Source organism: Wolbachia endosymbiont (group A) of Bombylius major, from assembly GCF_947251895.1.
GTDB lineage: Bacteria > Pseudomonadota > Alphaproteobacteria > Rickettsiales > Anaplasmataceae > Wolbachia > Wolbachia pipientis.
In genome coordinates this window covers 425,506-437,569 of the sequence record NZ_OX366395.1, presented here as the reverse complement: position 1 = coordinate 437,569, position 12,064 = coordinate 425,506, and the positions used below count along the sequence as shown (strand labels likewise).

The following is a 12,064-nucleotide window of genomic DNA, read 5'->3' as shown; positions in this document are numbered from 1 at the left end:
GCTTAATATGAAAAGCCTAATTATTTGCATAACTTGCACTTTTCTGAGCTAAAAATAGGCAAAGTTAACCTTACTTCTCGTCATTTTTTAATTTATCGTCAATATCCTCATCTTCAAATTCATCCTCCTCTTCTTCGTCATCAAACCCATCATCACTCCTATCCTCCTCTTCCTCGTCATCATCATCTTCAAACTTATCGTCGATATCTTCATCATCAATATCTTCGTCTGCAAATTCATCTGATTCATCATATACTGCATCTTCGGTTTTAGTTTCAGCAGGATAATCAACTGAATTAGGTCCCTCAAGAACATTATTCCCCTCGTTATTAACCTTATCTTTGCTCGCAGCGGCAGAAAGAACTTTGTTTGGGTCATATGGTTCTTGTGTAGGCACACGAGTTTGTTTGAGCAGCCTTCTTGTGAAGGTGGTATCACTGTAGTACAAAATTTTCTTTGATTTAATTGGGTAAGTCGATTCTATTAAAATTATCTGATCGTCACGTGGCAACATAATAACTTCTTGAGGCAATAGCAATGCTCTTTGTATTTCAGAGATATGTAATGACCTTGAAGCAGGATTTAAATCTAAAAATTTAGGCTTATTCAACGATTCTTGTTGTACAGTTTTGTTTCCTATAAGTTGCGATATTAAATTAGCTGTTTCAATATTATTGGCTGCAAAAGTTATTCTGTAAGTCGAGTTTGACAAAAAGGAGTTCATCCCTGCTTCTTCGTATATTCCTTTGAGCTGCTCAGTATCTTGAACAATTAAGAATAACCTAACTCGATAACCACGAAAATATGCAATACCTGTTTGAAATTGCTCCATTTTTCCAAGTGTAGGAAACTCATCCATTAAAAACAATACGCCATAAGGCTCGTCATCCGATGGCAATTTTCTACATAAAAACTCAGTTGCCTGTTGGTAAAAAACCTGCATTAAAGGCCTGAGCCTAGTCAAGTTGTCAGGAGTTAAACCAACATAAACTGTAATTTTCTTCTTTTTAAAATCTAGAATATTAAAATCACTTGACGCAGTTGCAGTATCAATCAATGGGTTTGCCCACAATTCAAGTGATGAGTTCATGGTTGATACAACACCTGACCTTTCTTTATCAGCTTTTTGTAAAAAAGCTGCAATATTCATATATGCTACAGGGTGTAGTATTTTACCCATTGTATCAAGAGCAACAGCAAGATTATAAACCACGTCATCACTACGCATCGTACGCACAACTTCACCAAAAGATTTAACTTTCTCTGGTGCAGCAAGTAAGTATAATACCACTCCAACAAATAAGCTTCTTGCTTCATTCTGCCAAAAGTCTTGTTCAGGCATGATTAGGTTAGCTATTTTCTGCACATCGTCAACCATCTGCCCAGGTTTTTCACTAATCCATTGTAATGGATTGTAACAGTGACTTATTCCATCTGGCTGCGCTGGATTCCATACGTATACTTTTTGTCCTTGTCGTTCTCGCCAACCACTTGTTATTTCATAGTTTTCTAATTTTATGTCGTGTACAATTACCGAGTCAGTCCAAAATAATAAATTAGGAATTACAAAGCCAACACCCTTACCAGAACCTGTAGGTGCAAATAACAATGCATGCTGAAACCCATCAGAAATGAAGTATCCTCTTTTATCTTTACCAAGCAATAATCCCTTTTTGCTTCTTAATCCTGCTTTTCGTATGTCTTTCTCTGATGCCCACTGCGAATCTCCATGAAGTGATTCTTTCTTTTTAAATGGTCGCCACTCAATTATCCTTTCTCTTAAATTCCACAAAATAATCATTAAAACAACGATAGGCAGTGCAGAAGATATAATTAATTTGATTTTGAGCTCACGGCTATATAACTCTGGATGATGCCAACAATATTGTATATGATCAAAGATTGTTGGCCAAAGAGCTTGAGGGAAAGGCGTCAAACTAGGATTAATTGCCTTAAAATCCACAGCATCCGGACCGTCAACTAATAGAAAGAACAATATACCAGATAGATAGAAGCAAAACTCAAGTACGCTAAAAGCTACTACACCTCCTATGAGAATATTACGTAGGTGATTTCCATTACTCATAAACTACTCTTCCTTAACTTATGTATAAATTTAAGCATTTTCGCTCGCAGATCTAGTAAATAATATCTCAGAAATGCTTCTTTTGCCCCCACCGGTTCTTTTTAGCTGAATAACAATATCAATCACATTTCTAATGTATGGTATAATTTGGTCTGGAGGAATGCCAAGATTTGCCTGCATAACCATCAATTTTATTTGCTCAAGGGCCATTGTTGGACTATCCCCATGAAGGGTTGATATTGATCCAGGGTGACCAGTATTTATCGCCCTAAGAAAACTAAAAGCTTCCGCTCCACGGAGCTCACCAACTATTATTCTGTCTGGCCTTAAACGTAAGCACGCTTCTATCAAATCTTGAGTGGTTACTTTTGCTCTGCCCTGCCCTCCTTTAGAGGCAATTAGATGGACTTTATTGGGATGATCGTTCAAAACGATTTCCCTTGCATCCTCAACAGTAATAATTCTTTCCTCAGCTGGAATAGCACGCAAAGTAGCATTAGTAAAAGTAGTCTTACCAGTGGAAGTTCCACCACTAATTATAATATTTTTCTTACTTATTACAGCGTATTCTAAAAACTCTTTTATTTTTTTTTGCCTTAACAATAAATCCAAATGACGGTCAACTGGATTATCAGTTGCTTCTGTAACAGTTTCAGAAAAAGCCCCCATTTTTTCGTAATCATCGAGTGCTAACTGCATGCTAGAAGGCTTACGAATCGACATGACTACTTTATCAGGTTCACATGCTGGCGGAAATACTATCTGTATACGATAACCATTTGATAATGTTCCCGAAAGTAACGGCGCTTCTTCGCTAAGTTTTTGTTCTGTAGCTTGAGCAATCAGTCTGCCAAGAGATTTCAAATGGTTAAGATCGAATACTTCTAATTTTTCACACCTTATTTCACCGCGATTTTCAATCCATACTTCCTTTGGCTTATTTATTGATATTTCATTTACGCCTTCTTCTTGAAATATGCCTTGTAATGGCTCCAAATATGTATCAAGTGCAGCATAGTTCATTTCATTGATTTAATATTGCCTGTGGAGGAAATACTATATCTTGGTTAACAAATACTTTCAATGCAGTGCCTTGATCAACATAAATAGTTGGTTTTTTATCTGTATATCTGCCCACTACATCTCGCATATCTTTAGAAAAATCCTCGATTGATTTCCCGATTGCTTCTTCATAGACAGATTTGCTCCCTTGTCTCCGCAATAATTCCTTTACATCTTCCAAAGTAATTTCATCAACCTTATTATCGTCAATTGAAACCAAACCTAGGTCTTTTACTACTTGCTTAAATATCTCAACTAAGCTCTTTTCATTAGACGCATTCTTAATTTTCCTAATAGCTCCAAGCCCAAGTTTCCACTTATCATTCTTTGCATCCTTTCCATCTTCCTCAGATATACTCTTCTTACCAATAATATCCTTAAGGGGAGAGATATCTATTTCAGTTGTAGTGATGGATCTCACCGCATCCATAGGAGTTAGCGTATCAATAAGATTAGAAGCCTTTTGCCCTATAACAGCAGAACCAATCGAAACACCAGCAAGTGTCACTGAAGAGAATAACGCACTTACTATTTTGTTATCAACTATTCCTGCTATCCCTGCTCTACCAAGCTCGTCAGTACCAAGTGATGAGATTGCAATATCTATTCCATGTGGCAGAATCACTCTATTCCAGTTTATACTTACACAAGATTTAGCAACATTCGAGTCAAATGAATAACTGCCTATCAATCTTGAGCCTTTAGGTATTAAAACTGTATCACCAGTTTCTGCATAAACATCTCTACTCACCATAGCACGCAGCATTCCTTGCAGATCAGAGTTTATTGCAGTTTCAAGAACAGCATCAATAATTTTACCTTGAGTAATCATTAAACCAAGCTTTCCTACCCTGGTAGCTTTGCTCGATTGTGCTGAAGTGTCGGATAAAATAGCATCAGCAGCCTTGTTCTCTCCACTACCACCTGAAATTGTTAACATTTGTGCACTACGTCTGTCTCTAGGATAACCGCCACCCCCTATTGTAGGAAATGAGGTAGGTAAATTGCCCATAACATTACTAGAAGGAAAATTTTGCTTTGGCAAAATAGGTATATTTGACACAGGAGTTTCTTTTGGTTTCTCTTCTTCTTTTTTCATCACTTCTTCTTTTCTAATTTGTTTTATTTCTGGTATGATTAGTGGTGTAGGAAGAGGAGGTAAGGATGGTAAGGGATCAGTTATTATTCTTTCAGGAACCATTACATTATCTGGAACTTGTTCCAACTTTCCTTTCAATTCTTGAACGTTTTGCTTTGTTTCCTCTTTTTTAATAACTTCTGAACCCTCTTTATGAGAAGGACTAAAATAGAGATAATACACTCCACCAACCAGAAGTACTAAAATAATGACCATCAATGCCCTATGACCTTGATTAGAGCCAACTGTTACTACCTTGTTCTCTATTTCTGACTCATCTTCTGAATTGTTACGCCTTTCTTTATTCATATTGCATGTACCACAGCTAAAGTGACCTATTTATAATTTCAACTTCACCATCCTCATAACGCATAAATAGCTTTTTATGTACCCCTTTTATTATAACATAATCATCAAATAACAGCCTTTTACAAGGTTTATCCTCCTCTTCTACAAAAATCTGAGGTATTTTATTATTATTTCTAAATTTTAAATAGGTTAAATAACCATCATCAAATAACTCAATCGGAACTATATCCGCATTACCACCTTCATCAATATATGTATAATTATACTTCGTATCATTTTCTTGTATTATTTTTTCTGGCTTGTCTGTAGTATATTGCATTTGAGTAGGTAAAGAAACCTCATCTAAATCAACATCAAATTCACCTTCTTCTTGAGGATAATAAAAACGTACTACGTAAGATATATCCTTTTCAGCAGAATAATCATGATCCACTTTTTTAGCATCAGTATCTGGGTATTTATCGTAATTTGGCCTTGAGATTAAATCAAAAATGTAATTTCTTTTTTTAGTTGTCGTAATAATCATGTTAGTGCGGCTACTAACTTCAAATGGCATGATAAGCAATTTATTGTCATAAGGATTAATTTTCCAACTTGATGCATCACCAACAGCGATATTTTTAACTTTTTCTCCTTCCGCAAATTCAATATAAGAATAGTAACCCTGACTAAAAACCACCGTAAATACTTCATTAGGGCTATACACAAAAGTCTTTATTCTACTATCTACAGAAATAGGTTCATTATAATTAATGGATGCGTTTAAATTGCTACTTACAAGTAAAACTAAAACTAATAATATTCTATACATATTCATCATCTACTCTATATGAAATAACTTGAAACCCTAATGGGTTAATATATCTTTGCTGATCATTCATTTCAAGCGATGCATATCTATATGACATAATAACTATCTTATTTTTTCTTGTGGAACTTCCATCTTTCCGTATAAATTCCACAAAAAACCTCACCTGAAGAGCATCGTTACCCAATTTTTGAATCGAGCGAATTTTAAATTCATTTTTGGTATCTGAATATAAATTAAAAAGATCATCCATATTCTGCGATCCTATATAATTTCTAAATTCATTATACACATTAGGCGAGGAAAACAACCTCACCTTTGTATAATAGTTATAATTATAATGATATGGATCAAAAACTTCCCTTGCTTTTATATACTCTGAAATAAAATAATTGTTCAGCGCTTCATCTGCAGAATACTGCTTTACTGTGACAGGATCAACCAATTGCACTATTCCTGATTTCTTGTCAATTTCTATAACAAATGGCTCAATAGTGCTACTTGTGCTAATTTTAAATATGACTAATATGCTGATAGAGATCGTTGCTAATAATATTAATGCAAATAAAAGTAGAATATTTCTTTGAGCAATAACTGTGCTGTAGCGGTTTGAATTCCAATTTATATCCTTATCTAAGGATTCAGTATTTTTTTCTCGTTTAAAAAATCTTAGCATTTTAGTATTCCTAAAAATCTTAACTTATGTTAATAAACATAGCAAATTAACAAAGTAGTTACAGCAAAAAAGCTAAAAAACTCTTAATCTATGGCCTAATTTACCAAATTTTGTCTCCATATATGAATCGTTATATTTATTACGTTCCACAATAAGTGGTAGACACTTTGTAACTCCTATACCACTACTTTCCAATTCTGATAATTTTCTATCATTGTTTGTAAGTAATTGGATTTTGTTAATGTTCAATTTCTTAAGCATTTTAGCTGCAACAGCAAAACTCCTTTCATCATCTTCAAAACCCAATGTTCTATTTGCATCAACAGTATCAAGATTATGTCCTCTTTGCATACTGTACGCTCTTAACTTATTAGTTAAACCAATGCCCCTTCCATCTTGCATCAAATACAATATAATACCACTTCCAGAGTCAGCTATCATTTGAATTGCTTGATGTAACTGACTTCTGCAATCGCATGACAAGCTATCTAACAAGTCACCCGTATAACACGAAGAATGAATTCTTACTAATGGTTCGCCATCTTTATCTGGATTGCCAATGATAATTGCATGATGTTCTCTTCCACCACTTTCGGTTCTATAAGATATGATATTTACTTCTTGAGTCTGTTTTAAAAATAATGATGTTTTGCACACTTCATATACATCCTGATTTTCTTGAAAATTATTTATGAATGACGTGTCCAGTGCAATAACGTCATTTTTCTCGCACCAATTTCGCATTTCATGATTATTCTCAAAAGTCATATCAGCCACTAACGCGTATGGCAATAATTCTGAGAACTTAAGCAAGGCAATAGCACATTCATCTATTGTCTTTGAGCATTGCAACTCTTTTATGCAATCTTCCTTTGAACAGTTTATTAAATGGAGCAGTTCATCAAAATTATTCACCAACAGACGTTTGCTGTTATGTTCTTTATTCTGAGATATGTATTTTACCTTACTTGAAGTTAAAGTAACATATACATTGCTTGATATAAGCTTGTATTGATTAAATAAATCTCTTTCTAAAGCCTCAGCAGCAGCAAACAATAGGTAATTACTTTCATCATATATTACAATTGGCCGACCGCGCCTGATTTCGCTGATAGCTCTTTCTACCTTATTGCTACTCTGATTTCCTATAAACATTTTTACCCATATTAAACAGCGATAAAAACTGGTGCGGCCGAGAAGACTTGAACTTCCAAGGCCTTATGAGCCACAGCGACCTCAACGCTGCGTGTCTACCAATTCCACCACGGCCGCACTATATTCTAGTTTTTATATAATTATTTTAAATTACTTAATCATTTTAGAATTTTTCATCTAGAGTGTCAATCTGATACTAGAATAATTTAGAAATTGTTTGTATAATTTGATTATGAATTTTGTGATTATAAATTTTAATCATTTAAGATAACCTTACTACTAATTTTTAACTTAGGTTTTTATACAAATGAATATAGCTAATATCTTTATTTTTTTAGCTCTCTCTCTTATAACTAGCTTTCATTTCGTCCATGCACAAATATTATACACATGGTCTCAAGTTATCCCAGAAAATAAACTAAGCATACGCGCAATTACGGACAATGACATGTGTCCCATTGTTTATGTTGATGGCGAGGAAACAGAAATGCTGAATCGCAGCTCAATTAATAATGGTGATCATAACGAAACAGTTTGTGAACTGACAGTACAAACAAGTGCCAAAAACATTAGTATTGAGGATCTACGGGTTCCTATATTACCAAAAAAGGTTAATAAAATTGCTTTCATTGGTGACACGGGCTGTAGAATAAATGTGTTATTTCAGCAGGAATGTAATTCGGTAGATAGCTGGCCTTTAAAAAAAAATTTAGATTCAATCGCCCTTCATAAACCAGATTTAATTATCCATGTTGGTGATTATCATTATAGACAAACAAAATGTAGAAATACAAAAAAGTGTGGCGATATTTATGGATATAATAAAGAAGTTTGGTACGCTGATTGGTTTGAGCCTGCAAAGGATATTTTATCACAATCCCCTTTCCTTTTTGTTCGTGGAAACCATGAGAGTTGTGATAGAGCTTATGAAGGATGGTTCAGGTATCTAGATTCATACCCCTTTTCGTCTGAAAAATGTGGAAACTTCCTTTCTAGTTGGTCCTTAGATGCTGGACCGATGAAATTTTTTATCTTCGACTCTTCATCCGGTGAGGATATTTTTACAACCCAAAGCACAATTGATGCTTTTGAGAGGCAATTTGATAAATTGATACAAAATAGTTCTGACAAGCCCATGTGGTTTTTAACTCATAAACCGCTTTGGAGATCTCCAAAAAAAGAATTTTTGACATTAAAAAGCCATGGTAATCTTACACAAATCGAAGCTTTTGGAGATAAATTTCCAAGCAATGTTACAACCATAGTTTCTGGCCACATTCATATAGCCCAGATTTTATTAATGGATAATGTTCCAGACCAAATTATAGTTGGAAACGGTGGTGCATCATTACACGCTCAAGATCAAGAATCTGTTTATCAAAATGTAGAATTTGACTATTCAAATGGTAAAAACTACTTAGCACACGAGGTTAGAAACTTTTTTGGCTTTGGCTTTGCAATACTAAATTTAGGTGATCACGAATTTACCTTCTATAATCAACACAATAAGGAAATGTATTCTGCGAAGCTAACAGAAGATTTTAAACTTAAACGGATTAAAACTATAGTCGATTCATTTTAGGATTTGTTATTAGCTATTTTAAAAACGCTACTTAAACATTTTTTTTAATCGATTGATTTCATCAGCAAATTTTGAGTCGGTCTTTATAAAATTTTCTACTTGTTTTACTGCATGTATAACAGTAGCATGGTCTCTGCCACCAAAGTTTCTCCCAATATCTGGTAGGCTTTTTTGCGTAAATTTTTTGGCAAAATACATAGCTATTTGTCTTGGCCTTGCAAGACTGCGAAGCCTTCTATTGGATTGCATATCTGCAACCTTTATATTGAAAAACTCAGCTACTTTCTTTTGTATTTCTTCTATTGTGACTGACCTATGATTTGACCTAAGAAGATCGATTAGGGTTTCACTAGCTGATTCTACCGTCATACTTCTTCCAATTAATGAGGTATGGGTAACCTTATTTAATGCTCCTTCTAATTCTCTTATATTAGATTTTATGTTCCTTGCTAAAAACTCTAGGACATCTTTCGGAACATACATATTCATCTGCTCCACTTTTGCCTGCAATATACCAAGCCTTAATTCAAAAGTTGTTTCATTAATATCTGCCACCAACCCCCAACCGAGTCGTGATTTTATTCTTTCTTCCACTCCATCAAGATCACTAGGAGACCTATCAGCTGATATAACCAATTGTTTATTTTGGTCTATCAATGCATTGAAAGTGTGAAAAAATTCTTCTTGTGTACTATCTTTACCACTGATAAATTGCACATCATCTACCATCAATACATCTACTGATCTAAATTGCTCTTTAAATAACATAATATCTTTGCTTCGCAGCGCTGTAATATATTGGTACATGAATTTCTCTGCTGATAAATACACCACTTTTCTTTTTGCTGATGGGGAATTGACTATGTGCCAAGCTATAGCATGCATTAGATGTGTTTTACCAAGTCCCACTCCACCATATAGAAACAAAGGATTGCTGCCTAATATTGGATCTATAGATTCTGCCACACGCTTTGCCGCCGTAAATGCTAATTCATTTGGCTTTCCCACTACAAAATTATCAAAGGTGAACCTTGGATCCAGCGGCGAACCAAGATTATGATTACTTTCCTCTCTGTTTTTTAGTATAACATTAAAATTTGAATTCCTCTCCTCAATTACTTGAATATCAATAGAACGTATACTTTTATCTTCGCTTTGCCATAATGATAATATTTTTTTCATGTAATGAACTGTAATCCACTCTTTTATAAACCTTGTTGACACGGATAAAAGAACTTCCCCATTTCTGCTACTGACAAATTTTAGTGAACTCAGCCAGCTATTATATGTTGCTTCTCCATAAAGATTATAAAGACAATTTTGGATTTTTTCCCAAGTAACATTGTGATCCGTTACTGTAATAATCTGATCAAAAAACATAGTAGAAACCTTAGGGCTAGTTAAGTTCATATACCACACCAAGAAAAAAGCAATAATTAGAAAAACATAAGATAATCAATAGCTTACTGCAAAATGAAAAGCTAATACTACTTAATACATACTAAAAATTATGGTGATTTTTTGATGGGTTGTAAAGGGTATAAAAACATTAAAATTGATCATTTTTATTTCAAAAAAATGAAAAATTTGTAAATGTCGCTTGTATCGAGGATTAGAAGCATGCTATTAAAAACAGTAATACATTATGTATAAATAAGATGTTAAATTTACTGGCAAATAAGTAAAGTATTGATATAAATATAGCTAACCTAATATAGATTTACTGAAACAAATTTATGATTATATTAAGTGATTTGAGTTGTTATGCTGTATTCGGTATTGAACTAGAGTTTTACATTGAAGGAATAGAAAAAGAATACTTATTTCTGAATAGCATCAAAAATAAAATAGCATCTCTTGAATTTTCTTGCGAGAAGGAGAATTCTACACATCAGTATGAGATAAAAAGTGGTTGTTATACGAACTCCGACAATTTAATTAAGCATTTTGAGTTAGCAAAACAATCACTTACTGAAACAGCACAAAAACTAGGTGGGAATATTTCTTTTAAAGCAAAGCCCTATTTGGATAGAGCAGGCAGTGCATTAAATGTGCATGTTAATCTCGTGAATTCAAATAACGATAACTTATTTTATATCAATGAGCAAAAGTACAGTGACTATCTGATTCACAGTATTGGTGGATTATGTGCAATGATGAAAAAACATATGTTGTTTTTCGCTCCAAATGATGATTCATATTTAAGATTTCAGTACCCGGATATTTATACTCCAACTACGATTAGTTGGGGGGTAAATAACAGAACTGCTGCGATAAGAATTCCCTATTTTGGCAACGATTCCAAAAGATGCCGCCTAGAGCACCGTGTTCCTGGAGCAGATTGTAACCTTGAAAAAGTACTCACAGCAATAATTGAAGGTATAGTTTTTGGTATAGAGAACAAAATTGCTCCGCCAAATAGAGTGTATGGCATTGCATCTGATCCTCAATATAAGATGGAGAGTTTGATATAGCAACTACATCTAAAACCCTAACCCGTTAAATGGCTGTTGGATAATTGGCTGTTTTAGCACTTCCCTCACATCATTATTTACATTCCCGCACTGTAATAGCCACTCTGCAGGAGATAGTTTTCTCTCAGGTTTAGATTCTATACTAATATTTGCACTTGGTCTTTCAGGAAGTGGATTACCAAGCGCATCCATGTGTTTAGGTAAAGGTTCCATAACAATATTTGTAGCACTAGAAACGGAATGACTATCTTTAGTATCAGCGCTTTTAGAAAGTGAATTACCTTTGAAATCCATATGTTTAGGTAGTCCATTTTTCATTTCTTCTTCTGCTCTTTTATTTTTTAATTCTTCTTCTAGCTCAGTTTCAGTTCTTTTTGGTTCTTTTACGGTATCTTTTTCTTCACCTTCATCAACACTGCTATACCCTTCATCTTCTGAAACTTTATCTCCTGAAACACGAGTAATTTCAGCTTTAGTTCTTATTTTATGAATCAGCGAAAGTAATAAGTAAGTAACTGCAGCGGCAGAAACGATAATGGCTATCTTTGCGGCAATGTGGATTGCTGTTAAAAATATTAAAGCTGATAAAGCTCCAGCTAATCCAGACACAATAACTTTATTTTTGCCCTTTGTTACATTTAGAATTGCCACCATAATAACCTCTCAAATACTGTTCTAGAATTATTATACAGGAATTTTCTTATACTTGCAATTTTGTGAAAATTTTAATTATTTGCATAAAGTTTTAAAGCTACACAAGGATTAATTAATATG

General features: G+C 34.0%; 10 protein-coding genes and 1 tRNA gene. 2 read left to right on the top strand and 9 right to left on the bottom strand.

The window, feature by feature from the left end; genetic code table 11:
- Window positions 1-70: 70 nt before the first annotated feature.
- From OPR49_RS02015 to OPR49_RS01985, 7 genes are all read right to left on the bottom strand, one after another.
- A complete protein-coding gene (locus tag OPR49_RS02015; RefSeq protein WP_265027310.1) occupies window positions 71-2,086 on the bottom strand; it encodes a type IV secretory system conjugative DNA transfer family protein in 2,016 nt (671 codons plus the stop codon).
- Window positions 2,087-2,116: 30 nt separating this feature from the next.
- On the bottom strand, window positions 2,117-3,109 hold the full coding sequence (virB11, locus tag OPR49_RS02010; RefSeq protein WP_265027309.1) for a P-type DNA transfer ATPase VirB11: 993 nt from the start codon (window positions 3,107-3,109) through the stop codon (window positions 2,117-2,119).
- Between the two features lies 1 nt (window position 3,110).
- Window positions 3,111-4,595: a TraB/TrbI/VirB10 family type IV secretion system protein gene (locus OPR49_RS02005; RefSeq protein WP_265027308.1), complete on the bottom strand. Its 1,485-nt coding sequence runs from the start codon at window positions 4,593-4,595 to the stop codon at window positions 3,111-3,113.
- A gap of 16 nt (window positions 4,596-4,611) precedes the next feature.
- Window positions 4,612-5,412, bottom strand: a complete 801-nt coding sequence (gene virB9 / locus OPR49_RS02000; protein ID WP_265027499.1) for a P-type conjugative transfer protein VirB9 — start codon at window positions 5,410-5,412, stop codon at window positions 4,612-4,614.
- On the bottom strand, window positions 5,399-6,079 hold the full coding sequence (locus tag OPR49_RS01995) for a VirB8 family type IV secretion system protein (RefSeq protein ID WP_265027307.1): 681 nt from the start codon (window positions 6,077-6,079) through the stop codon (window positions 5,399-5,401). Before OPR49_RS01995 ends, virB9 begins: the two co-directional genes overlap by 14 nt.
- A gap of 72 nt (window positions 6,080-6,151) precedes the next feature.
- Window positions 6,152-7,234: a GTP cyclohydrolase II gene (locus tag OPR49_RS01990; RefSeq protein WP_065094641.1), complete on the bottom strand. Its 1,083-nt coding sequence runs from the start codon at window positions 7,232-7,234 to the stop codon at window positions 6,152-6,154.
- Window positions 7,235-7,263: 29 nt separating this feature from the next.
- Window positions 7,264-7,351 (bottom strand) — tRNA-Leu (locus tag OPR49_RS01985).
- 190 nt (window positions 7,352-7,541) lie between these two features.
- Between OPR49_RS01985 and OPR49_RS01980 the strand changes: the two genes are divergently transcribed.
- Complete coding sequence (locus tag OPR49_RS01980) at window positions 7,542-8,816, top strand: metallophosphoesterase (protein WP_265027306.1); 1,275 nt, start codon at window positions 7,542-7,544, stop codon at window positions 8,814-8,816.
- Window positions 8,817-8,843: 27 nt separating this feature from the next.
- Here the strand turns inward: OPR49_RS01980 and dnaA are convergent, their stop codons facing one another.
- A complete protein-coding gene (dnaA, locus tag OPR49_RS01975; protein WP_010962298.1) occupies window positions 8,844-10,226 on the bottom strand; it encodes a chromosomal replication initiator protein DnaA in 1,383 nt (460 codons plus the stop codon).
- A gap of 326 nt (window positions 10,227-10,552) precedes the next feature.
- Between dnaA and OPR49_RS01970 the strand changes: the two genes are divergently transcribed.
- Window positions 10,553-11,290 (top strand): type I glutamate--ammonia ligase, encoded by a 738-nt coding sequence (locus OPR49_RS01970; protein ID WP_265027305.1) that lies wholly within the window; start codon window positions 10,553-10,555, stop codon window positions 11,288-11,290.
- A 9-nt stretch (window positions 11,291-11,299) separates the two neighbouring features.
- On the opposite strand, the gene OPR49_RS01965 is transcribed toward OPR49_RS01970, so the two are convergent.
- Complete coding sequence (locus OPR49_RS01965) at window positions 11,300-11,944, bottom strand: hypothetical protein (RefSeq protein WP_265027304.1); 645 nt, start codon at window positions 11,942-11,944, stop codon at window positions 11,300-11,302.
- Between the last annotated feature and the right edge of the window lie 120 nt (window positions 11,945-12,064).

Excerpts from the sequence above, each read along its gene's own strand:
- OPR49_RS01990 (WP_065094641.1), bottom strand. The coding sequence starts at position 7,234 with ATGTTTATAGGAAATCAGAGTAGCAATAAGGTAGAAAGAGCTATCAGC.
- OPR49_RS01970 (WP_265027305.1), top strand. The coding sequence starts at position 10,553 with ATGATTATATTAAGTGATTTGAGTTGTTATGCTGTATTCGGTATTGAA.
- dnaA (WP_010962298.1), bottom strand. The coding sequence starts at position 10,226 with ATGAACTTAACTAGCCCTAAGGTTTCTACTATGTTTTTTGATCAGATT.
- virB9 (WP_265027499.1), bottom strand. The coding sequence starts at position 5,412 with ATGAATATGTATAGAATATTATTAGTTTTAGTTTTACTTGTAAGTAGC.
- OPR49_RS01995 (WP_265027307.1), bottom strand. The coding sequence starts at position 6,079 with ATGCTAAGATTTTTTAAACGAGAAAAAAATACTGAATCCTTAGATAAG.
- virB11 (WP_265027309.1), bottom strand. The coding sequence starts at position 3,109 with ATGAACTATGCTGCACTTGATACATATTTGGAGCCATTACAAGGCATA.
- OPR49_RS01980 (WP_265027306.1), top strand. The coding sequence starts at position 7,542 with ATGAATATAGCTAATATCTTTATTTTTTTAGCTCTCTCTCTTATAACT.
- OPR49_RS02015 (WP_265027310.1), bottom strand. The coding sequence starts at position 2,086 with ATGAGTAATGGAAATCACCTACGTAATATTCTCATAGGAGGTGTAGTA.
- OPR49_RS02005 (WP_265027308.1), bottom strand. The coding sequence starts at position 4,595 with ATGAATAAAGAAAGGCGTAACAATTCAGAAGATGAGTCAGAAATAGAG.
- OPR49_RS01965 (WP_265027304.1), bottom strand. The coding sequence starts at position 11,944 with ATGGTGGCAATTCTAAATGTAACAAAGGGCAAAAATAAAGTTATTGTG.